Consider the following 21,648-nt stretch of genomic DNA (forward strand, 5'->3'; position numbering starts at 1 on the left):
GAAAGCCTTGCCGCTCTGGAGGTCGGCGTGGTCGGTATAGCTGACCACCACACCGGGCGCCTCGAAGCCGGGGGCCGCGACGCTGGGAAAGCCCGCCTGGGCGAGTTGCTCGCGCACCCGCTCGCCGAGCGCCCACTGCGCTTCCCTGGCCCGCTCCAGGCCGAACGCCTTCATCTCATGCATGGTGTCGCGGAACTGCCGCAGGCCATCGGTGGGCATGGTGGCGTGGTAGGCGAAACCGCCGTCCTCGTAACTTTTCATGATGCTGCGCCACTTTTTCAGGTCGAGGGTAAAACTCACCGAGTCGGTGGCCTCCACGCGGGCGGCGGCGGCCTCGCTGAGCATGACCAGGCCAGCGCAGGGGGTGCTGCTCCAGCCCTTCTGGGGGGCCGAAATCAGCACGTCGATGCCGAGCGCCTCCATGTCGAGCCACACCGCGCCCGAAGCGATGCAGTCGATGACCAGTAGCCCGCCGACTTCGTGGGTGGCCTCGGCCAGCGCCTGGATGTAGGCTTCGGGCAGGATGATGCCCGCCGACGTCTCCACATGCGGCGCGAACACCAGCGCGGGGCGCTCGCGGCGGATGGTCGCGGTCGCTTCCTCGATGGGAAAGGGCGCGAACGGCGGCGTCTTGGCTTCCCCCTGGGGCTGAGTTTTCTGAGGCTGGGCTTTCTGGGGCTGGGCTTTCAGGACCGTGACCGACTCGGGCAGGCGGCTCATCTCCACGATTTGCGACCAGCGGTAGCTGAACCAGCCGTTGCGGATGACCAGGCACTTTTGCCCCTGGGCCAGCTGGTCCACCACCGCTTCCATCGCCGAGGTGCCCGACCCCGGGATGATGGCGACGGCATGGGCGTGGTAAACCGCCTTCAGGTCGGCGGACAGGTCGCGCATAACGCCCTGAAACGCTGCGGACATGTGGTTGAGCGACCGGTCGGTGTAGACCACCGAGTATTCGAGCAGGCCGTCAGGGTCGATATCGGGGCGCAGGGCTGGCATGGAGAGAGGATAGCGGGTGGGGGAAAAGCCGGGCCACTTGCCATCTCCCGATGGACCGCCTCCGGCTGCTGAAGCTCTTGCAGAGCAGTCAGCCTGGGCGTGGAAAGGTGCCGGAGCACTGAAGCAACGGAAAAACCCGCCACCTCTCTCGGCAGCGGGCTTTTTCCGGGTGTCCCGGCTTACTGCTCGTCTTCGCCTTCCACGTCGGCGTAGCCCTGTTCGAGTTCCTGCGCGGTGGCGTCGCGCACGGCCAGCACCTTGACCTTGAAGTGCAGCGTTTCGCCGGCCAGCGGCGGGTTGAAGTCGGCGCGGACCTTGTCGCCCTCGACGGAGAGCACCGTGAAGGGGTAGGGCGTGCCGTCGGCGGCCTGCATGTAGTAGGTTTCGCCCTCTTCCACGTCGTCGTCGAAGTCGGCGCGCTCCAGTTCCTCGACGGCTTCGTCGTTGCGCTCGCCGTAACCGTCCTCAGGAGGCACGATGACCTCGAAGTCGTCACCCACCTGTTTGCCCTCCAGGGCGCGTTCCAGACCCGGAATAATCAGGCCGTGGCCGTGCAGGTAGGTCAGCGGCTCGCCGGGGTCGCTGTGGTCGAGGACCTCGCCGCGCACGGTGAGCTGATAATCGAGTTCCACAACCTTGTCCTGAGCAATATTCATATGACCTCCAGGGCCAGAGTTCCTCTTTGCGGCCTGGGCGAGTCTAGCAGCCTGCCCGGAAGCCCCCGGCCATCAGAACACTTTCCAGCGGTAGAACAGGTAAGCAATCACGCTCGCCACCGCCATCGCCACCGCCATCACCAACCAGAAACCGTACGGGTTGTCATGGAAGGGCAGGCCGTCCACGTTCATGCCGAAAAAGCCGCTGACCAGCGTGGGAATCGCCACCAGAATGGTCGTGACCGTCAGCACCTTGACCACCTGATTGACGTTGTTGGAAATGACGCTGGCGAAGGCCCCGGCCATGCTGGTCAGAATGTTGCTGGCGATGGTCGCCATTTCGATGGCCTGCAAATTCTCGATGAGCACGTCGTCGAGCAGGTCGGCGTCTTCCTCGTACATCTCGAAGATGCGGTCGCGCTTGACCCGTTCCATCATGGCTTCGTTGGCCTTGAGGCCCGTCATGAAATAGACCAGACTCTTTTCCAGCTTGAGCAGGTTCAGGATTTCGCGGTTTTGCTGGCTGTGTTCCAGCTTGTCCTCGATGGTGTCCACGCGCTTGTTGATTTGGCGCACGTCAATCAGGAACCGCTGGGCGTTTCGCAAGAAGAGTTGCAGGGTCAGGCGGTTGCGCTTGACGGTGCTGACCCGGCGCACCAGCCCGCTGAGCACGTCCTTGATGACCGGGTTTTCTTCGAGCATGCACACGGTCACGATGCAGTGGTCGGTGTGCAGGATGCCGAGTGGCACGGTGTCGTAGGGAATGTCGCTGTCTTCGGGCAGGCGGTAGCTCGTCTGCATGATGATGAGCAGTTGCCCCTCGTCGCGCTCGAAACGGGAGCGTTCGTCGGGGTCGAGGGGGTATTTGAGGTAATCGAGGTCGAGGCCCGTCTCGCGGCTGATGCGGGCGAGTTCTTCGGGGGTGGGGTTGGCGGCGTCAATCCAGCAACCGTCCACATAGCTTTCGACAGTGGCCAGCTTGCCACCGATAGAGCGGTAATAGGTCAGCATGGGCCGCCTCCCGCGTTCAGGTCAGGGTAGTGCATGGGGGTTCCTCCGGGGGATAAGGCGGCGTGAAACTAGGGGGTTCGCTGTCCGGATGTTCCTGATTCACGTTTCCTCACCTCCTCTTCGGGGCCACAGACATGCAGCGCGGGACATGCTAGCGCAAGCGTAGCCGCAGGGCATAAAGGGAAAAAGGGGAAGGGGCCAGGGCACACGCTCCGCCCCCCTACCCCCCCTCCCGTTGCTACGCAACGCCCTCCCCCACAAGGAGGGAGGGTCAAAAGATGCGGCCTTTTTTTGCTATTCACTTCTGCGAGTCACTCTGAACAGTGCGACCTGCTCAGCGGGCGACTTCGACGGCGCGGCTCTCGCGCACCACCGTCACTTGCACCTGACCGGGGTATTCCATGTCCTGCTCGACCCGTCCGGCAATCTCGCGGGCGAGCAGGGTGGCCTGGGCGTCGCTGACCTTTTCGGGCTGCACGATGACGCGCACTTCGCGCCCGGCCTGAATCGCGTAGGCCTGTTGGACGCCGGGAAAGGCGACCGCGATTTGCTCCAGTTGCTCCAGGCGGCGCACATACGATTCGAGTTCCTCGCGCCGCGCACCGGGACGCGCCGCGCTGATGGCGTCGGCGGCGGCCACCAGCACCGAATACAGCGTTTCGCCGTTTTCGGGGTCGTGGTGATGGGCGATGCCGTCGATAACTTCGGGCGGCTCGCCAAAGCGCTTGGCGAGGTTGATGCCGATTTCGACGTGCGTTCCTTCGATTTCGCGGTCAATGCTCTTGCCCACGTCGTGCATCAGTCCGGCGCGGCGGGCGAGGTCGGCGTCCAGCCCCAGTTCGTCCGCCATGATACCCGTCAGGTGCGCGACCTGCACCGAGTGTTTCAGCACGTTCTGACCGTAGCTGGTGCGGAAATACATACGGCCCAGCAGTTGAATCAGGCCCGGCTTGATGCCCACCACGCCCGCTTCGATGGCGGCGTCCTCGCCCTGCTGGTGAATAAAGACCTTCATGTCGTCCTGGGCCTTTTGCACCATTTCCTCAATGCGGGTGGGGTGAATGCGCCCATCGGCCACCAGTGCGTCGAGCACATGCCGGGCGACCTCGCGCCGCACTGGGTTGAAGCTGCTCAGGATCACGGCTTCGGGGGTGTCGTCGATGATGAGGTCCACGCCGGTCAGGGCCTCGAAGGCGCGGATGTTGCGGCCCTCGCGCCCGATCAGGCGGCCTTTCATGGCGTCGCTGGGAATCGGGACCACGCTGACCGAGAGCTGGGCGCTGGTCTCACTGGCGCTGCGCTGAATGGCCTGCGCGATGATGGAGCGGGCGCTGCGCCGGGCTTCGGCGCTGGCCCGCTCGGTCATCGCCTTGACCCGGATGGCTTTTTCTTCCTCCAGTTCGGCGTCGAGCTGGCCCATGATCTGCTCGCGGGCCACCTCGGGCGAGAGCTGCGCGACCTCGTAGAGCCGCAGGTCGGCCTGACGCAGCCGCTCGGCCACCTCCTGCTCCTGTGTCTGCAACTCGCGCAGTCCGGCCCCGATGCGGTCTTCGAGGGCGTCGAGTTTGTCGCTGCGGGCGTCGAGCTGCTCGGCACGTCGCCCGAGCCGCTCGATTTCGCGCCCGAGTTCCTCACGTTCGCGCCGGGTTTCCTGCCGGTCGGCGTTCAGGGCCTCGCGCTGCTGCGCGGCGTCGGCTTTGGCCTGCTCGCGCTCGGCTTCCAGCTGCGCCCGCAGGGCACGCACCTGCTCGCGCTGCTCGTCGAGTCTGGCTTCGTGGGCGGCGGCCACGGCGTCACGCTCGGCGGCGTCCTGCCAGCGCCGCTCGGCCTCCTGGGTGCGCCGCTCGGCATCTTGAAGACGGCGCTCGGCGTCGTGCACCTGCCGGGCCGCGTCCTGCATCTTGCGGGTGGCGTCCTGCCGGTCCTGCTCGGCGGCTTCGTGCATCTCCCGCGCCTGGCGCTGGGCCTCGGCACGGATCTGCTGCGCTTCTGCCTGGGCTTCGCGCTGAAGGCGGTCGTCGATTTCGGCCTGCTGCCGGTGGCCGACGGCCCGCTGCACGAGAACCCCACCGATCAGTCCGAGCAGGAGGCCCACCATCACATACAGCATCTGCATGTTCTGTCTTGGCTCCTTTCGGACATTCAGGGCACTCGGCGGGCCTTGTGGGGCCGCGCCGCGCCCGGAGTGTTCCAGGGGTGAACACCTCGTCTGTGGCTCGGGAATGAAGGTGTTCGCCGCGCAGTCTAGCGGCATGGCGCCCCTGGTGAACCGTGCGGGGTTGAACCGCACGGGGCTGGACGGCAGACCGGGAGCGGGTGATACAACTCCTGCATGACCCAGACTCCCCCCGTTTCCGGCCCCGACGCGCCGGTACGCAGCGGTGTGCGCCAGGCCGTGCGGGATATTCCGGCCTATCCGTTCACGCCCATCGACGTGCCGTACAAGCTCGACCAGAACGAAAACCCCTACGATTTCCCGCCCGAACTCAAGCAGAAGGCCGCCGAGCGGCTGCTGGCCCACCCCTGGAACCGTTACCCCGACCTGCACGCCGACACGCTGCGCTCGGCCATCGCCCGCCATGAGGACTGGGACGCGGCGGGCGTGGTCATCACGCCGGGCAGCAACGTCCTGATCAAGATTCTGACCGAACTCGGCGGCATCGGGCAGACGGTCCTGACCACCGACCCCACCTTCAGCGTCTACACCCTGGAAGCGCAGATGCTCGGCGCCGAACTGGTGCTCACCCCGCTGAACCCCGACTTCTCGCTGCCGGTGGAAGCGACCTTGCAGGCCCTTGCCGCCCACGCGCCGGGCGTGTTCTACGTGACGCAGCCCCACGCGCCCACCGGCCACAGCGACCGCCCCGAAGACGTGCGCCGGGTGGTAGAAGTTGCCGACCGACTGGGCTGGGTCACGGTCATCGACGAGGCGTACTACCAGTACGCGGGCACCGACCACCGCGACCTGGTGCGGGCGGGCAAGAATGTGCTGTCGCTGCGGACCTTTTCCAAGGGCTGGGGGCTGGCGGGGGTGCGGGCGGGCTACCTGCTGGCCCACCCCGAACTCGCCGGGCAACTGCAAAAGCTGGTGTCGGCCTTCACCATCAACTTTCTGACGCAGGCGGTCATCGAAACGGCGCTCGAACACCCCGAGTACATGCGCGAGCGGGTGGCCGAAGGGATTGCCGAGCGCCAGCGCATCTTCGAGGCCGTGAAGGACCACCCCACCTGCACGGTGTTTCCCAGCACCACCAACTTCTTTCTGCTGAAAGTGCCCGACGCCGACGCCGCCTACCGGCACCTGCTCGACCACGGCATCGTCTGCCGCCGCCAGGACAAGCTGCGCGGGCTGGAAGGCTGCCTGCGGATTGCGGTGGGCGCTCCCCATGAAAACGACGCCCTGATTGCGGCGATTCTCGCGCTGCGCTGAGGGCCTGGGGGGTAGGGTGGGGCGGGGGCCGGGTGTGCCTGCCCGCCCGCTTCCTTTCTACGCTTATGCCTAACCTGTTCGACCCGCCCCCCGAGTTTCCGGCCCGCTCCGCGCTGCGCCGCGACTGCACGGCGTGCGGGGCGTGCTGCTCGGCGCCCGACATTCACGCGCTGGGCAAGCCGCTGGGAGTACCGTGCCGGTTTCTGGGAGCAGAAAACGCGGCGGGAGCGTGCCTGTGCGGGATTTACGGGGAGCGCCCGCCGGTATGCCGCAGCTACGCGCCCGACTGGGTGTGCGGCGAGGTGGCGCCGCTGCCGACGCTGGACGCCCGCATCCGGCGGTTTCTGGACATCTACGGGCTGGCGGAGGGCGGGACCGGGGCAGAACGGGGGCAGTAAACTGCCCGGCATGACCCACAGCCCCGACGCGGACACCCACGGCGGCATCACGCCCATCGAGTTCCGGCAGACCCTGGGCCGCTTCGCCAGCGGCGTGACCATCATCACCGCGCAGGACGGCGACGAACGCCGGGGCATGACCGCCAGCGCGTTCGTGTCGGTCAGCCTGACGCCGCCGCTGATTCTGGTCAGCGTGGACAAGCGGGCGCACATGCACGGCCTGCTGGGTCAGGAGGACGTGACCCACTTCGGCGTCAACATTCTGGGGGCCAACCAGCGCCATCTCAGCGACCATTTCGCCGGGCGGCCCGGTCCCGAGGAAAGCGTGCCCTGGTTCATGCACGAGCGCGTGCCGCTGATCGGGGGCACCATCGCGCAACTCGTGTGCCGCAAGGAGCAGGTCATTCCGGCGGGCGACCACACGCTGTACCTGGGCTTCGTGGAATACAGCCGCTACACCGACGACGACCCGCTGCTGTACTTTCGTGGGCAGTACCACGAACTCGGCTGAGCGGTGCCGGCCTCTGCGCTGCACCTGCTGATTGCCTTCGCGCTGGCGGGCCTGACCCGGCTGGTGGCCTATCCCCTCGACCTCGGCGGGGGCCGCCAGATAGACGCGCTGGACGCCTTTTTGCTGATGTTCGCGCTGGTGAACCTGCGCCTGGGCTGGAGCGCCGCCAGCGCGGAACACGGGGGGCGAGCGCCCGCGTGGTTCGTGGTGGCGGCCCTGCTCGCGGCGGCGGGCATCACCTTTGCGATGATGTCGGCGCTGACGCCCGCGTAGTCCTGGCAACGAACCGGGACTTCCCCAGGCGCGGGGAGTTTCTTTTGGAGGACGCTTCGTTCGTCTCTGGTTCCTAATACGGATTCCGATTGAATCTGGTAGTTTCAGATTCAATCCGAGCGGATGCGAGTAGGAAAAAATACGGGTTACGCGATATGGATGCACAGGCGGCGCTTTCCCGACTGTGCGGGAATTAAGCGGAATCCGTATAAGCTGGGATGATGCGGTCTCAGGTTCATCTCCGGCTCGGCGTGGTTGTTGTGCTGCTGGTCGCTCTGTCCTGGCCGCGTGACAGCGGCACGGTTGCCCGCGAATGGCCGGGGCCTGCCGGAACACGCTGGGCGGGCCTCCAACTGCGGGGAGTGCAGCGGTACGGCGGCTTTTTCAGCAATGTCGGCCTCACAGGTCAGTCTCTGGAGCTGCGCTGCCGCCGCTTTCCCGCCTTGAGAATCCGCACCGAATACTGGCCCGGCCCCGAGTGGCGCGGCTGGGCCGAGTGGAAAACCGACCGGGTGACGTACCAGCCGGGGTGGAAAAACGCCACCCCCAGAAATGAGCCAGTCAGCCTCGGCGCTCCTTGGTGGCTGAACCTTTGTCCGGCGTGAGGAAACCGGACGCTCCGGCGGCGTTCAGTCCGAGGACGTTCTAGAGCAGTTCTCCGAATTACGTGATGCGCGGAACGGCACCCCGCATCACTCCATTCTCTCCTGCGGACTCGCAGAGCTGCCCCGCAGAGCTTTGCAAGTCCGTCCTGCTCAGTGTTTTGCACTCGCTCTCTGCGAGCTGTCCCAGTCCGCTCGCCAAAAAGACGTTGCGTCTTTTTGTCAAATGCTCTATTCAGGCAGGTTCGGCATGGCCCACTTGAAGGGGCGGCGCAAACCCCCGCAGCCGCAGCGCGTTGGTCAGGACGAACACGCTGCTCAGGCCCATCGCCGCCGCCGCGAGTACCGGCGAAAGGCTCAGGCCCCAGCGTGAGAACAGGCCCGCCGCCACCGGAATCAGCACCACGTTGTAGGCGAAGGCCCAGAACAGGTTCATCTTGATGTTGCCGATCACGGCGCGGCTCAGGGCGATGGCGTTGGGCACGCCGCGCAGGTCGCCGGACATCAGAATCACGTCGGCGGTTTCCACGGCCACGTCGGTGCCGGTGCCGATGGCGATGCCCACGTCGGCTTTCGCCAGCGCGGGCGCGTCGTTGATGCCGTCGCCCACGAAGGCCACCCGCTTGCCTCCCGCCTGCAATTCGTCCACCGCCTGCGCCTTGCCTTCGGGCAGCACCTCGGCCAGCACGGTGGAAATGCCCGCTTCACGCGCCACGGCCTGCGCGGTGGCCTGCGCGTCGCCTGTCACCATCGCCACGTCCACGCCCTGCGCCCCCAGCGTGCGAATGGCCTGGGTGCTGCCCTCGCGCACCGGGTCGGCCACGCCCAGCAGCCCGGCGAGTTGCCCGTCTACGGCGATAAAAACGGGCGTTCTGGCCTGCGCCGCCAGTGCCTCGGCCTTGGTGCCCAGTTCACCCAGCGGGATATTCAGCCGCGCCATGAACCGCGCCGCCCCGATGTCCACCTGTCGCCCGTCCACCTCGGCCCGAATGCCGTAGCCGGGAAAGGCTTCGAAGGTCGAGGGCTGAGGGGAGACGGTGGAGGGGTGTCTGGCCTGCGCCGCCCGCTCGATCGCCCGGGCCAGCGGGTGCTCGGAAGGCCCTTCAGCTATAGCGGCGAGCCTCAGCAGTTCTCCATCATCCATCATCCATCTACCATCAACATCTGTAACCTCCATCACCCCCCGCGTCACCGTTCCCGTCTTGTCCACCGCCACCGTCTGCGCCTCGCCCAGCGCCTCCAGCGCCGCCCCGCTGCGAAACAGCACGCCGAGCTGCGCGGCCCGGCCCGAACCGACCATGATGCTGACGGGCGTGGCGAGGCCCATTGCGCACGGGCAGGCGATGATGAGCACGGCGACGGTGTGAATCAGCGCGTTCGAGAGCGCCGAGGGGCCGCCCACGTACAGCCACGCCAGAAACGTGACCAGCGAGGTGGCCAGCACCAGCGGCACGAACTGCGCCACCACCCGGTCGGCCAGGCCCTGAATCGGCGGGCGACTGCTCTGCGCGTCCTCCACCAGCCGGATAATCCGTGAAAGGGCCGTGTCTGCCCCCACCCCGGTTGCGCGGAAGGTCAGAGTGCCGTTGCCGTTGACGGTGCCGCCCGTGACCCGGGCACCGGGGGCCTTGTGAACCGGCACGCTTTCGCCCGTCAGCATCGACTCGTCCACGTAGCTCTCGCCGCTCAGAACCTCGCCGTCCACCGGCAGCCGCTCGCCGGAGCGCACCAGCACAGTGTCGCCCACCCGCACGGCCTCCACCGGCAGTTCGGCGACCTCGGTGCCGCGCTGCACCCGCGCGGTCTGGGGTTGCAGCTCCAGCAGGCTGCGCATGGCCTCGCTGCTGCGGCCCTTGGCGACGGCCTCGAAGTATTTGCCGAGCAGAATCAGGGTGATGACCACCGCCGACGCCTCGAAATAGACGTGGCGGCTGCCCGCCGGAAACCACTGCGGAAACAGCGTCACCGCGAGGCTGTAGAGGAAGGCGGCGGACGTGCCCAGCATGACCAGCGTGTTCATGTCGGGGCTGCGGTGCCGGGCGGCGGCCCACCCCGTGCGGTAAAAGCGCAGGCCGGGGCCGAACTGCACTGGAGCGGCGAGGGCGAGCATGAGCAGGTTGAGGGTGCGCTCACCCACCGCGCCCAGCAGCCAGTGGTGCAGCGGCGGGTAGAGCATCGGCACCATGCTGACGACGAACAGCGGCACGGCAAAGAGGGCGGCGAAGGTCAGCGCCTTTTTCAGCTCGCTCACTTCGTGGGCCTTGCGCTCGCGTTCGGCGTCCAGGCGGGACGTGGCCTGCTCACCCTCCGCTTCCGGCACCTCGTAGCCAGCGCTCACGACGGCGGCTTTCAGTTCGGCGGGCGAGACGCTGGCGGGCAGGTAGCGCACGCTGGCCCGCTCGGTCGCCAGGTTGACCGACGCGCTCAGCACGCCCTCCTGCTTGCCCAGCGCCCGCTCGACCCGCCCCACGCAGGCGGCGCAGGTCATGCCCCCGACAGGAAAGGACATTTCGGCGGTCGGCGCGTCGTAGCCGGTGTCCACGACCTGCTGCACCAGGGCGGCGGCGCTGGTCACGGCGGGGTCGAACGTGACGCTGGCCCGCTCGGTGGCGAGGTTCACGCTGGCGTCCTGCACGCCCTCCACCTTCTTCAGCCCGCGCTCCACCCGCCCCACGCACGCGGCGCAGGTCATGCCGGAAACGTCCAGGGTGATGGTCTTCATGCTGAGGAGTATATCCCCTGTGGGGGGATTGTGGTGCAGAAGGCTGATGGCAGATGGCAAAAGGCCCTCTTTAGCCATCTGCCATTAGCCATCTGCCATCCGCACTCCTTGACATCCCCCCCCACCGGGTCTACCCTGGAGCCATGCAAACCGAACTGAACGTGACAGGCATGAGCTGCGGGCACTGCGTGAAGGCTGTGGAGGGTGCTCTGAAGGCAGTTCCCGGTGTGGAGCAGGTGCAGGTGTCGCTGGAAGGCGGCAAGGCCACCGTGGAGGGCAACGCCGACGCGCAGGCGCTGCTGGCCGCCGTCAGGGAAGAAGGCTACGGCGCCGAGGTGGCCGGGCAGTGAAGCGCGTGCTGGTCGTCTGCGCCCTGCTGGTGGGCGCGGCGCAGGCCCAGAGCGGGCACGCCGGGCACAGCATGGGCGGCGTGACCACCGGGGCCTCCATGCAGGCCATGAACAAGCAGATGATGTCGGCGCTCAGGCCCCTCAAGGGCCGCGCCTTCGACATTCGCTTCGCGCAACTGATGATGGACCACCACCAGATGGCGCTGGACATGGCGGGCCAGGCCCTCGCCAGCGGCAAAAACGCCCGCGTGAAGGCCGAGGCCAAAAAGGTGATTGCCGCGCAGAAAAAGGAAATCGCGCTGATGACCGGCTGGCTGCGCAAGTGGACGGGCAAGGTGTACGTGCCCCAGACCATGCCGATGGTGATGACCGGCAACGTCAACACCGACCGCTGGTTCCTGACCGAGATGATTCCCCACCACCAGGGCGCGGTGGACATGAGCAAACTCGCCGCCACCCGCAGCGGCAGCAGCGAGGTCAAGAAGCTGGCCCTGAGCATCATCAAGACCCAGACGGTGGAGATGAATACCTACAGGGCGCTGCTCAAGACGGTCAAGTAAGCGGGTCTAGAGCAGTTCTCCGAATTACGTGATGCGCGGAACAGCGCCCCGCATCACTCCATTCTCCGCCCTGCTCAGTGTTTTGCACTCGCTCCGCTCGCCAAAAAGACGTTGCGTCTTTTTGTCAAATGCTCTAAGCGTCTAAAAGTCTGAGGGTCTAAGGGGGTCGGTGTGTGGCCTCCTTTCGCTCTTTCGGGGGACAAAATGAAACGAATGGCATTGGCCTTTTTGTTGGCTGGTACGCCCTTTTCTTCGGTGGCGCAGGCGGGTGGGGGCGGCGCTCCTGTCTCCGACTTGCGGCGACCCCTGCTGGAACTGAGTGGAAAAGCCTTTGACCTGGCCTGGTTGGACGCGATGCGGTCCCAACAGGAAATCTTGGCGGGCCTCAGCGAACTGGAGCGCCTGCATGGGCAAAGGTCCGCCCTGAAAAGCTGGGCCACCATTGACAAAAAGGAGCGTCTGGCGCGGGGCGAACATTTGCGGACCCTCCGTGACCAACTCGAACCGCCCACGGCGACGACGCATACCGATGTGGTCGTCGCCATTGTCAATAGCAGCGAAAAAGACCTGCTCACCCACTTTGACTCCTTCTTCCTGAGCGAGTATCCCAGTCAGGCGGCTCAAAGTGTGGCTTTGGCGCGGCTGGGCCTGAACAAAAGTCGGAGCGCTGTCATCCAGCGAGAAGCGGCGTCGGCGCTGGCCTACGAGGCAACGCGAATGAACGAATTGAGAACCCTAAAATGACCGACCAAAACCCCTGCTCCCCTCACTGCCCCACCGACGCCGACCACCTCTGTATGCCCGCAGAGGCCCGCAAACGCGCCCGCCACCGCCTGAGCATCGCGCGGGGGCATCTGGAAAGCATCGTCAAGATGCTGGACGAGGAAGACGTGTACTGCGTGGACGTGCTGCGCCAGATTCGCGCCGTGCAGGGTGCCCTGACCGGGGCTTCCGACGTGGTGCTGCGCGGGCATCTGGAAGCGCACGTGGCGACGGCAGCGGGGCGCGGCGACACGGTGGAGATGGTGGACGAACTGATGGAGGCGCTGAGGTACCGCTGAGGGTTGAGGGGTGATGGAAAAAGCACGGCCAGCGCGGGGGATTCCGGCTGGCCTGTCTGTGTTGGATTGGGTCAGCGCGGCGTGTAGGGCCAGGCCACCTCGCCTGCCACATCATCTTCGTTCAGGCGGTCCCAGTCGTCTGGGTAGACCTCGCGGCAGTGCAGCGGGCCGCTTTCGCCGTGCGCCCGGGCAGAACTCTCGGCGTCGTCGTAGGCGCTCAGGATGGAGGGGAACTGAAACTCGGCTTGAGTCAGTGTGACGAACGCCTCGTGGTGCGCCGGTTCTTCGCGCAGGGTGAGTTCGCCCGTGGGCTGCAACGCTCCCGCGTACGGCTGGCAAAGTTCAATCGGGCCGTCGCTGTCGGCATTGACCTCGCCGTGGTAGATGACGAAAGGAGCGGCGGTGGGGGCAGCTCCCTGCGCGGCAAGCTGCTTATGAAGCTCGCGCAGGCCGGCGCCGATGGCGGCGGGAAGTTCGGCCACGCTGACGCGGCGGGTGAGTGTGGCAACCTGCTGAGCGGGGACGGAACGGGTTTGAGCAGCATGGTTCGGCATGGTGGTTTCTCCTTGAAGCTGGCAGAGGATGAAACGGGCAAGCTCTTCGCGGCGGGCATGTTCGGCCCTTTGCTGCGCCCAGAGCGAGCGCAAAAGCTCTGGCCTGTCGGCGGCGGGTGCCTCCAGCACGCGGCGGATGTCGGCCAGAGGCAGCCCCAGACCGCGCAGGCGAGCAATCAGGCGGGCGTCCGGCAACTGCGCGGGTGAATAGAGGCGGTAGCCGCTTTGCTCATCTATTCGCGCAGGTGGCAGCAACTCAAGCTCGTCGTACAGGCGCAGGGCCTTCACACTCAGGCGTGAAGCACTGGCAAAAGCGCTGATGGTGAGGTGAGCAGGGGGGGCGGGGTCAGTCATGGGCGGGGTTCCTCCGGAGGTGCCCCCAGCCTGAGGGCTGCCCCAGGGGACGGGTCAAGGGGGGCTGCTCTCCACCTTTTGCCCGACGCCCCGCCCCCGACCCCGCGCTACACTCGCTGACGTTATGGCGTCCCTGAAATCCGCCCTCCGCACCGCCCAGCACGTCCGCACGGCGACCCGGGGGGCTTTGCTGTGGGGCTACGAGCAGAGGCTCGCCCGTGAGGTGGGGGAACACGGCAAATTGCCCCGGCACCTGGGCCTGATTCTGGACGGCAACCGCCGCTTCGCCAAGGCCGCCGGGTTGCAGCGCGAAATGGGCCACTCTTTCGGCGCGGACAAAGCACACGAGGTGTTGCAGTGGTGCCTGGAACTGGGCATTCCGTCCGCGACCATCTGGGTGCTGAGCACCGACAACGGCGGGCGTGACCCCGAAGAACTCGCCCACATCCTCGGCCTGCTGGAGCGCGAGGCCCGGCAACTGTCGGTGGACCCGCGCATTCACGGCAACCGGGTGCGGGTTCGCGCCATCGGGCAGCACGACAACTTTCCCCCCAACGTGCTCGCCGCGCTGAACAACCTCGAAGAAAGCACCGCCCACTACGACGGCATGCGCCTGAACATCGCCGTGGGCTACGGCGGGCGCGAGGAAATCACCGACGCCGTGCAGAGCTACCTGCGCGGGCAAGCCGCAGCCGGCAAGTCCCTGACCGAAGTCGCCCAGGCCATCACCCCCGACGACATCGGGGCGCACCTTTACGCCGCCGACCAGCCCGACCCCGACTTCATCATCCGCACCAGCGGCGAAATCCGGCTCTCGGGCTTCATGCTCTGGCAAAGCGTCTATTCCGAGTTCTACTTCTGCGACGTGTACTGGCCGGGCTTCCGGCGGGTGGATTTCCTGCGGGCGCTGCGCGATTTTCAGGGCCGCGACAGGCGGTTCGGGAAGTAAAGGGGGGAGGGGGAAGGGGAGAGGGTGGAGAGCAGAGGGTTTTAACCCTTCACTCTCCACCCTCTCCCCTCACCCTTACTTCTGCTTGAGGGTCATTTCCTGCTGCATGTTCATGGTGATGTCGATCACCTGGTCCTCCATCGTCATGCTCAGGCGCATCTGCATGTCGGTGGTGGTGCTCTGGTTGGCGAGCAGGCCGTCGCGGCGGTAGAGCATCGTGGCCTTGCCGCTCATCCGGCTCAGGGTGATGTTCATGTTGCCCGCGTCACCGGGAAGGGTGAAATCCAGCTTCCAGGGCTGGGCACTGAAACTGCTGGCGAAGGCGTGCAGGCCCTGGGCGTTCAGGCCCGTGTAGGTGGTGGTTTCCGTGACCTTGAGCGGCGAACTTTTCAGGTCCACGCTGGCGGCGCCGGGCAGGCTGCCCAGAAGCCCGCCGAGAAAGCCCTGCACGTCCGCGCTGTTGGTGACCGTGCGGCTCTTGCCCTGCACCAGCGGCATGCCGTAGAGGTTGGCCGAGCCGCCCTGCTGACCGTTCAGGGCGTTGAGCTGCTCGGGGGTGAACTTGCTGAGGATTTCGCGCACCTGCGGGTCGGCGCTGTCCACCTTGACCCCCGTGACCTGCCGCTGGCCGCCCGGGGCGACGCGCTCGGTCAGGTTGATGGTGATGTCGCCCGCCGCGCCGCTGCTCTGGGTCACGCGGGTGGACAGGGTGACGTTGCCCGCCGCGTCACGGCCAGTCACGCGGTAGGTTGTCTGGCCGGTGACGGTCTGCGTCATGTTCTGCATGTTCTGGCTGAAGCCCTGCTGGATGGCGTCGCGGGTCAGGTCCAGCGTTTCCTGGTCCACCTCGGCGCCGGGGCGGGCGGTCACGGTCACGTCGCCCAGCTGCACGCGGGTCTTGGTGGTGGTCTGGTGGTTGACAGCGGTGCCGACTGGGGCGCTCAGGCGCAGCGTGCTCGCCGTGACCGGCTGTGCGGCACCGCCCGCGACGGCGAAAGAGGACGAAAGGAGAAGGGCCGACAGGACCAGTCTTTTCATACCGTCAGTTACGGGGGTTGGGGGAAAAGGGTTCCCGGCCCCTTGCAGTCCCCCACAGGTGCCTTCAACTCCCTAGTTTTCGTCAGCGTTCTGTAGGCGGGGCTGCGGCACAATAGGCGGCATGACCGACCTGCCATCCCTGCGGCCCGATGCCCGCCTGGTTCAGCTCCACGCCGAACGGGGCGACCCGCATGACCGCCTGGGCGCGGCGCTGGCCGCCCTGGAAGACACCGACTGGGGCCTGCTGCTCGCGGGCGAGGCGGCGCTGGCCCGGCAACTCGCCGCGCTGCTCGGTCCCGGCACGCTGCGGGTGGACGGGCGCCTGGACGTGAGCCGCTCGGCGCTGGCCGAAGCGGGGCTGGCGGTGGCCGACCTGCACGGCGACCTCGCCGGAGCGCGGGCGGTGTGGCTGCTGGAACCTGACCGTGCCGCCTTCGACCGCGCCCGCCGCGCCGGGGTGCGGGTCATCGTGGACGCCACGCTGGCCCCCGGCAGCGGCTGGCCCCGGCAGGGCGCCGACTACGTGGTCTACCGCAACGGCGTGACCCTGACCGGGCACACCGACGCGCCCCTCGCGGCCCTGTTCGGCTCCGGTGAGGCGCCTGCTCCCGCCGCGCCGCCGCCCAGCGACCTCGCGGTGGCGCTGGCCCTGCGCGACGTGGCGACGTTGCCGTTGCGACTTGCCCGCTTTGCCCGCACCGTCACCCACCTGTCCGAGCGTCTGGGGGCCTCGGTGCGGCAGGCCGGACCCACCGCGCTGCTGCTTGCCCCCGACGCGGCAGCCGACACCGCCAGTCTGCCCGGTGGTCTCCTGGCCGCCGCCCGCCATGTGCCCGACGGCCTGCTGCTCACGCCCGGTCTGGAAGACACCGACCAGGTGCTGACGCTGCTGCGCGACCAGCCCTCACGCGATGTCGCGCAGCGCGAGCGGTCTGTGTACGACCGGCCCTCGCATGACCGGCCTCAGCACGAGCAGCCCGAAGCCGGGCGTCAGGACCCGCGCGAACGCGAGGCTGCCGGGGGACAGCGCAGTGAGGCGCACCCCGAGCCGCGCTTCTCCCGCACCGAGCGCCCCCGTGAGGGCCGGGACCGGATGCGTGAGGACCGCCCGCGTGAGAGCCGTTTCCGTGAAGACCGACCCCAGGAGGACCGTCAGCGGGGTGGGCGCCGTGAGCGCTTCCGCCCGGTGCCAGGGCCGGACCGCCCGGTGTTTGGCCGGGAGCGCCGCGACGAGGTGGCCCGCACGCCGGAGCTGGAGCGCTTTACCTTCGAGGCCCCGCGGCCTGCCCCCGCCGAGGAGCTGCCCTGGGAACCCGAAATCGTCTTCAGCGAGCAGGCCCCCCAGACCGTGCCGCTGACCCACACCGTCAATAACGGCCCCGACGCCCCGTCCCTTGCGGTGGTGCCGCCGCTGGCGGACACGGCCCCCCTCTCGCCGCCCAGCGAGGACGCCGCCGACCTGTCCTCCGCCAGCAATGAAGCCAGCAGTGATGACAGCAGTGTTGACGGCCACGAAGCTGCCGCGCCTGCCATGACCGGGGTGCCCTCCGCCGACGAAGCCGGAGAGGGAAAGACCCTGCAAGAAGGCGATGCAGAGGAAGGGGCCGCTTCTCCTGTCGCCCCCGAGCCGCTGGCTCCCGACCTGCCGAGCACGCCCCCGAGCGCGGACGGAGCGGAAGGCCCCGCCGCCGACCTCACCGAGGAGCAGGCCGCCATCTATGCCCGGCTGCGCGAGTGGCGCAACGCCGAGGCCAAGCGGCAGGAAATCAGCCGCTTCATCGTGGCGAGCAACGCGGCCCTCGCCGAGATCGCCCGCCGCGTGCCCTACACCCTCGACGACCTCGCCGCCGTGCGCGGCATGGGACCGGCGCGGCTTCAGAAATACGGCGAGAAGATTCTGGACGTCGTGCGCGGCTGAGGCTCTTGGCCGTAAGGGGCGAGGGGCCAAGTGTTGGGTCCCTTGCCTCTGTTTTGGCTGCGCCACTCGGCTGATGTCTCTCCTTGCCGCGCCGGGTCACAATGCCCCATGACCGCGCCTGCCGATCTGCCCACCGAATTCCGTACCCCGCGTCTGCTGCTGCGCTCTCCCCGCCCGGAAGATGCCGCCGCGCAGGTGCGGGCGATTGCCGAGTCGCACGCCGAGCTGCGTCGCTGGATGGTGTGGGCGCAGGAGGTGCAGACCCCCCAACAGGCCACCGAGAACCTGACCCGTGCGCAGGCGGCCTACGCGAAGGGCGAGAATCTGCGCCTGCTGGTGTGGAGTGCCGATGGCCGTGAGCTGATCGGCAGCAGCGGCTTTCACGCGCTGGACTGGCGGGTGCCTAAAGCCGAAATCGGGTACTGGATCGCCACGCCGCACACCGGGCAGGGCTACGCGCAGGAGGTCGCGGCCTTTCTAACCGACTACGGCCTGAACACGCTGGGCTTTCGCCGCCTGGAAATACGCTGTGACGCCCGCAACGAGCGCAGCGCCCGCATTCCCCGCGCCCTGGGCTACGTGCAGGACGCGCTGCTCAGAAACGACGACGTGGCCGCCGACGACCCTGGGCAGCTGCGCGACACGCTGGTGTTCAGCCGGGTGCAGTGACGCCCCTTCAGGGCACGATGCGTGTCCCCGCCTCGCCCCGCGCCGCCTGCGCGAGCACGCCCGCCGTCATGCCGCTGGCGATGGTGGCGAAGGGTGCGCCCCGGTCCAGCGCGTCGAGCGCCGCCCGGACCTTCGGAATCATGCCGCCCGCGATCCAGCCCGCCGCAATGCCCTCCTCGACCTCGGCGCGGGTGAGTTGCGTCGCCCGGCTTCCGGGGTCGGGATAGGCGCGGTACACGCCGTCCACGTCGGTCAGAAACACGACGCCCTCGCCCAGCGCCCCGGCCACCGCTCCGGCGGCGGTGTCGGCGTTGACGTTGAGCGCCTCGCCGTCCTCGCCCACCGCCACGCAGCCGACCACCGGGGTCAGGCCCGCGCCGAGCAGGGTGCGCAGCAGCCCGGCGTTCACCCCAGTTACGCGCCCCACCCGCCCGAGTCGGGGGTCGAGCACCTCGGCCCGCAGCAGGGCGCAGTCACGGCCCGTCAGCCCCACCGCCGCGCCGAGGTCCTGCGCAAGCTGCTTGCCCAGCTGACCCAGCGCCATTTCCACCACGTCCATCGCCTGCGGGGTGGTCACGCGCAGCCCGCCGACAAATTCACTTTCCAGGCCCCGCGCCGCGAGTTCTCGCTCGATGACCGGCCCGCCGCCGTGGACGACCACCACCGGAGTTTCGCCGCGCAGGGCCGCGAGTTCACGGGCCACCGCGCGGCGAAGGTCCAGGCTTTTCATCGCGTTGCCGCCGTATTTGACGATCATGCGCCGAGTGTAGGCGCTGGGCGGCCTGCCCTCACCGCGCGGGCGAGGACAGCAGCGGGCGCCGCGTGGCGGGTGAGGAGCCGAGGTCCTTGGCGTACCACGTCATCGCCGGGCGGGCATCGAGCGCAAAGCGGTAGCCCAGGCCCTGCCAGAAGCGGGCGCCGCGCACGTTGTCGCCCAGCACGCTCGCCAGAATCCGGCGGTTGCGCCGCGCGTGCCGCTCCTCCAGTTGCCGTGCGGCCTCGGCGCCCCAGCCCTGGCTCTGGCAGGCCTCCCGAATCAGCAGCAGGTTGATGGTCAGGTCGCCCGGGTCGGGGTACTCGGTCTTGTAGTCCACGCTGCCGACGAGTTCGCCGCCCGGCTCGTGAATCAGTTCGAGCTGGCGGTGCGGGTCCTCGGCCACGGTGAGCAGGTCACGCTGAACTTCCCCCAGTGTGGGGACCTCGCCCCCGAGCAGCGCGAAATAGCCGGGCGTGTCCTGGTACAGCTGATGCAGAATCGGGGCGTGGTGAGGCAAAGCGGGTGTAAAACTCAGACTGCGCTTCAAGGGCGGTCCTCCGGAAGCAGAAAAACAGAAAAGACGTATGAACCGGGTCAGGTCGAAAAGAAGAAGGTCCGGCTCAGCCGCAGAGACCCAGCCGAAGCGGGTTCGTAAATAACTAAATCCCTGCCGAACAATCCGAATATACCGCAATCATTCCAGGGATTGCCCCCGGAACGTGGCCGCCGCCTGTTCAGTTTCTCTTCACCCGCCGCAGAACGCCGGGGCGCTACACTTGGACGTTATGACTGTTCCGGATGCCGCTCCCGCCGTTCCTGCCACGGGTTTTTATGCCGGGCGCCTGAGCCGTCCCGGCGCGGTTCTGGCACCGATGGCCGGGTACAGCGACGCGCCGATGCGCCAGCTTGCCGCCGAGCAGGGGGCGCTGTGGACGGTGAGCGAAATGATCAGCGCCCGGGGTCTGGTGCTGGGCAGCGAGCAGGAGTCGCTCAGTCTGGGCCGGCCCTACCCCGGCGAACAGGGCCGGGCGGTGCAACTGTTCGGCGCCGACCCCGACGTGCTGGCCGACGCGGTGGGCAAGGCGGAGGCGTGGTTTGCGCCCGCCGCCATCGACCTCAACCTCGGCTGCCCGGTGCCCAAGGTGCGCGGTAAGGGCGGGGCCTGCCTGCTTCAGACCCCCGAAGTCGCCTACGCACTCGTGCGGGCCATGCGAGGGGCGACGGGCCTCGACGTGAGCGCCAAAATCCGCCTCGGCTGGGACGAGAACCGCAGCGTGGAAATCGCGCAGGGTCTGGAAGCGGCGGGCGCGGCCATTGTGACCGTTCACGGGCGCACGAGTGCGCAGCGCTATACCGGGCACGCCGACTGGGACGCCATCGGGCGGGTGGCGCAGGCGGTCAGGATTCCGGTCATCGGCAGCGGCGACGTGCTCAGCCCGCAGCAGGCCCGCGAGCGAACGCGGCAAACCGGGGTGGCCGCCGTGATGATCGGGCGCGGCGCGGTGGGCAACCCCTGGATGTTTCGGGCGATGGCCAGCGGCGAGGACACGCTGCCCCCGGCAGAGGAACGCGCCCGCACCGCCCTGCGGCACGCCGAGTTGCAGCACGCCTTTTACACCACGCCGCACCGCCGCGACCCTTCACGGCTGCACGTGGCGAGTATGCGCCCGCTGCGCAAGGTGCTGCCCAAGTACCTGCCCGACCAGCCCGACCTGCACCCGGCGCTGCATCAGGTGGAGACGCTGGACGACGTGCGGGCGGCCCTGGCACCTCTGCTGGACGCTGTCGCGCCTGTCTGATACGGATTCCGATTGAATCTGGTCGTTTCAGATTCAATCCGACTTGCAAAGCTGCGCAGCAGAGCGGATGCGAGTAGGAAAAAATACGGATTCCGCGATATGGATGCACAGGCGGCGCCTTCCCAACTGTATAGGCCCGACTGTGCAGGAATTAAGCGGAATCCGTATGAGAGTCCCACTGGAGCGGCAGGGCTCGGCGCAGCGTAGACAGGTGCCTCAATCCCTAATGCTGCCCGAGGGGAAGATGAATTCGCGGTCAGTTGAGGGGGAGTATTCTCAGCGACAGCCATGAATGTCCGCGAGTACTACCACTACCTTGCCGCCGCCCGCGAACAGTTGTGGCAGTTTGTACGCGCCTTGCCACAGGAAGACCTGGACCGTGACCTGATCGGCAGCGGCGAGCGTTTTCACAACATCAAGGACCTGCTGCTCCACATCACCGATGTGGAAAACCACTGGATTCACGTCATTGCCCGCGACGACGGGGTCAGGCCGCCACACGAACGCCCGTACAACTGGGTGCGCCCGCAGGCCCAGCAGCACGACCTGAACTGGATTCTGTCGTACAGCCAGGAGGTCACGCACAAGACCGAGCGCTTTCTGGACAGCGCCCCTGAGCTGGAGCGCCCGGTCAAGCTGGTGCAGGACGACCCGGCGAGTGCCACGGTCACGCTCGACCAACTGCTCTGGCACGTCATGACCCATGAGGTGCGCCACACTGCCCAGATCGCCATGATGGTCCGGCAGCTCGGGCACACGCCGCCCTGGCTGGATTACCTGCGCTTTGCCCGCCCCGCCGCGCCGCTCGGCGGCAAAGACCTCGCAGAGGAGCACGACCTCGCGGAGGAGAGCGGGAGATGCGAGGGGGGCGCTGCTGGCCGTGAGGGTGAAGAAGTCGCCTGATACGGATTCCGCTTCATTCCTGCACAGTCGGGCCTATACAGTTGGGAAGGCGCCGCCTGTGCATCCATATCGCGGAATCCGTATTTTTTCCTACTCGCATCCGCTCTGCTGCGCAGCTTTGCAAGTCGGATTGA

23 protein-coding genes (1 of these 23 cut by a window edge) are annotated in these 21,648 nt (G+C 67.4%); 14 read left to right on the plus strand and 9 right to left on the minus strand.

What is annotated here, in order from left to right; genetic code table 11:
• The 4 genes from G6R31_RS12470 to rny form a co-directional block, all read right to left on the minus strand.
• On the minus strand, positions 1-999 hold the 5' portion of the coding sequence (locus G6R31_RS12470; RefSeq protein ID WP_017870246.1) for an aminotransferase class V-fold PLP-dependent enzyme. It extends 171 nt beyond the left edge of the window; the window shows 999 of its 1,170 coding nt (coding positions 1-999); the start codon lies at positions 997-999; the stop codon falls past the left edge of the window.
• A gap of 179 nt (positions 1,000-1,178) precedes the next feature.
• Entirely contained in the window at positions 1,179-1,655 is a 477-nt protein-coding gene (locus tag G6R31_RS12475; protein ID WP_017870247.1) for an FKBP-type peptidyl-prolyl cis-trans isomerase, read from the minus strand.
• A 72-nt stretch (positions 1,656-1,727) separates the two neighbouring features.
• Positions 1,728-2,666: a magnesium transporter CorA family protein gene (locus tag G6R31_RS12480; RefSeq protein ID WP_017870248.1), complete on the minus strand. Its 939-nt coding sequence runs from the start codon at positions 2,664-2,666 to the stop codon at positions 1,728-1,730.
• 334 nt (positions 2,667-3,000) lie between these two features.
• On the minus strand, positions 3,001-4,782 hold the full coding sequence (gene rny, locus G6R31_RS12485; protein WP_017870249.1) for a ribonuclease Y: 1,782 nt from the start codon (positions 4,780-4,782) through the stop codon (positions 3,001-3,003).
• A 216-nt stretch (positions 4,783-4,998) separates the two neighbouring features.
• Here rny and G6R31_RS12490 point away from each other — a divergent pair, with 216 nt between their 5' ends.
• From G6R31_RS12490 to G6R31_RS12510, 5 genes are all read left to right on the plus strand, one after another.
• Positions 4,999-6,096, plus strand: a complete 1,098-nt coding sequence (locus tag G6R31_RS12490; RefSeq protein WP_017870250.1) for a pyridoxal phosphate-dependent aminotransferase — start codon at positions 4,999-5,001, stop codon at positions 6,094-6,096.
• A gap of 65 nt (positions 6,097-6,161) precedes the next feature.
• Positions 6,162-6,494: a CxxCxxCC domain-containing protein gene (locus tag G6R31_RS12495; protein ID WP_017870251.1), complete on the plus strand. Its 333-nt coding sequence runs from the start codon at positions 6,162-6,164 to the stop codon at positions 6,492-6,494.
• A gap of 10 nt (positions 6,495-6,504) precedes the next feature.
• On the plus strand, positions 6,505-7,005 hold the full coding sequence (locus G6R31_RS12500) for a flavin reductase family protein (RefSeq protein WP_017870252.1): 501 nt from the start codon (positions 6,505-6,507) through the stop codon (positions 7,003-7,005).
• Between the two features lie 3 nt (positions 7,006-7,008).
• A complete protein-coding gene (locus G6R31_RS12505; protein ID WP_017870253.1) occupies positions 7,009-7,278 on the plus strand; it encodes a hypothetical protein in 270 nt (89 codons plus the stop codon).
• Between the two features lie 221 nt (positions 7,279-7,499).
• On the plus strand, positions 7,500-7,883 hold the full coding sequence (locus tag G6R31_RS12510) for a hypothetical protein (RefSeq protein WP_081608238.1): 384 nt from the start codon (positions 7,500-7,502) through the stop codon (positions 7,881-7,883).
• A gap of 232 nt (positions 7,884-8,115) precedes the next feature.
• On the opposite strand, the gene G6R31_RS12515 is transcribed toward G6R31_RS12510, so the two are convergent.
• Positions 8,116-10,602, minus strand: a complete 2,487-nt coding sequence (locus tag G6R31_RS12515; protein ID WP_017870255.1) for a heavy metal translocating P-type ATPase — start codon at positions 10,600-10,602, stop codon at positions 8,116-8,118.
• A gap of 143 nt (positions 10,603-10,745) precedes the next feature.
• Here G6R31_RS12515 and G6R31_RS12520 point away from each other — a divergent pair, with 143 nt between their 5' ends.
• From G6R31_RS12520 to G6R31_RS12535, 4 genes are all read left to right on the plus strand, one after another.
• Entirely contained in the window at positions 10,746-10,952 is a 207-nt protein-coding gene (locus G6R31_RS12520) for a CopZ family metallochaperone (RefSeq protein ID WP_017870256.1), read from the plus strand.
• The gene (locus G6R31_RS12525; RefSeq protein WP_017870257.1) at positions 10,949-11,512 is read left to right on the plus strand and encodes a DUF305 domain-containing protein; all 564 of its coding nucleotides are present in this window, start codon (positions 10,949-10,951) and stop codon (positions 11,510-11,512) included. Before G6R31_RS12520 ends, G6R31_RS12525 begins: the two co-directional genes overlap by 4 nt.
• A 213-nt stretch (positions 11,513-11,725) precedes the next feature.
• A complete protein-coding gene (locus G6R31_RS12530; RefSeq protein ID WP_017870258.1) occupies positions 11,726-12,256 on the plus strand; it encodes a hypothetical protein in 531 nt (176 codons plus the stop codon).
• Positions 12,253-12,573, plus strand: a complete 321-nt coding sequence (locus G6R31_RS12535; protein WP_017870259.1) for a metal-sensitive transcriptional regulator — start codon at positions 12,253-12,255, stop codon at positions 12,571-12,573. Before G6R31_RS12530 ends, G6R31_RS12535 begins: the two co-directional genes overlap by 4 nt.
• A 71-nt stretch (positions 12,574-12,644) precedes the next feature.
• On the opposite strand, the gene G6R31_RS12540 is transcribed toward G6R31_RS12535, so the two are convergent.
• On the minus strand, positions 12,645-13,481 hold the full coding sequence (locus tag G6R31_RS12540; RefSeq protein ID WP_017870260.1) for a MerR family transcriptional regulator: 837 nt from the start codon (positions 13,479-13,481) through the stop codon (positions 12,645-12,647).
• Between the two features lie 124 nt (positions 13,482-13,605).
• Between G6R31_RS12540 and G6R31_RS12545 the strand changes: the two genes are divergently transcribed.
• A complete protein-coding gene (locus G6R31_RS12545) occupies positions 13,606-14,430 on the plus strand; it encodes an isoprenyl transferase (protein ID WP_017870261.1) in 825 nt (274 codons plus the stop codon).
• 75 nt (positions 14,431-14,505) lie between these two features.
• On the opposite strand, the gene G6R31_RS12550 is transcribed toward G6R31_RS12545, so the two are convergent.
• Positions 14,506-15,468: a hypothetical protein gene (locus G6R31_RS12550; protein ID WP_017870262.1), complete on the minus strand. Its 963-nt coding sequence runs from the start codon at positions 15,466-15,468 to the stop codon at positions 14,506-14,508.
• 121 nt (positions 15,469-15,589) lie between these two features.
• Here G6R31_RS12550 and G6R31_RS12555 point away from each other — a divergent pair, with 121 nt between their 5' ends.
• Complete coding sequence (locus G6R31_RS12555; RefSeq protein WP_017870263.1) at positions 15,590-17,386, plus strand: HRDC domain-containing protein; 1,797 nt, start codon at positions 15,590-15,592, stop codon at positions 17,384-17,386.
• Between the two features lie 108 nt (positions 17,387-17,494).
• Positions 17,495-18,055 carry a GNAT family N-acetyltransferase gene (locus tag G6R31_RS12560; protein WP_017870264.1) on the plus strand — a complete coding sequence of 187 codons (561 nt, stop codon included), beginning with the start codon at positions 17,495-17,497 and terminating at the stop codon, positions 18,053-18,055.
• 7 nt (positions 18,056-18,062) lie between these two features.
• Here G6R31_RS12560 and argB read toward each other — a convergent pair whose 3' ends face one another.
• Positions 18,063-18,812 carry an acetylglutamate kinase gene (argB, locus tag G6R31_RS12565; protein ID WP_017870265.1) on the minus strand — a complete coding sequence of 250 codons (750 nt, stop codon included), beginning with the start codon at positions 18,810-18,812 and terminating at the stop codon, positions 18,063-18,065.
• A 31-nt stretch (positions 18,813-18,843) separates the two neighbouring features.
• The gene (locus G6R31_RS12570) at positions 18,844-19,359 is read right to left on the minus strand and encodes a GNAT family N-acetyltransferase (RefSeq protein ID WP_017870266.1); all 516 of its coding nucleotides are present in this window, start codon (positions 19,357-19,359) and stop codon (positions 18,844-18,846) included.
• A gap of 238 nt (positions 19,360-19,597) precedes the next feature.
• Here G6R31_RS12570 and G6R31_RS12575 point away from each other — a divergent pair, with 238 nt between their 5' ends.
• Positions 19,598-20,611, plus strand: coding sequence for a tRNA dihydrouridine synthase (locus tag G6R31_RS12575; RefSeq protein ID WP_225983144.1), 1,014 nt, complete (start codon positions 19,598-19,600; stop codon positions 20,609-20,611).
• A gap of 288 nt (positions 20,612-20,899) precedes the next feature.
• Entirely contained in the window at positions 20,900-21,514 is a 615-nt protein-coding gene (locus G6R31_RS12580) for a DinB family protein (RefSeq protein ID WP_017870268.1), read from the plus strand.
• Positions 21,515-21,648: the final 134 nt, after the last annotated feature.

Origin of the sequence: Deinococcus wulumuqiensis R12, assembly GCF_011067105.1 — a bacterium.
Taxonomy (GTDB): Bacteria; Deinococcota; Deinococci; order Deinococcales; family Deinococcaceae; genus Deinococcus; species Deinococcus wulumuqiensis.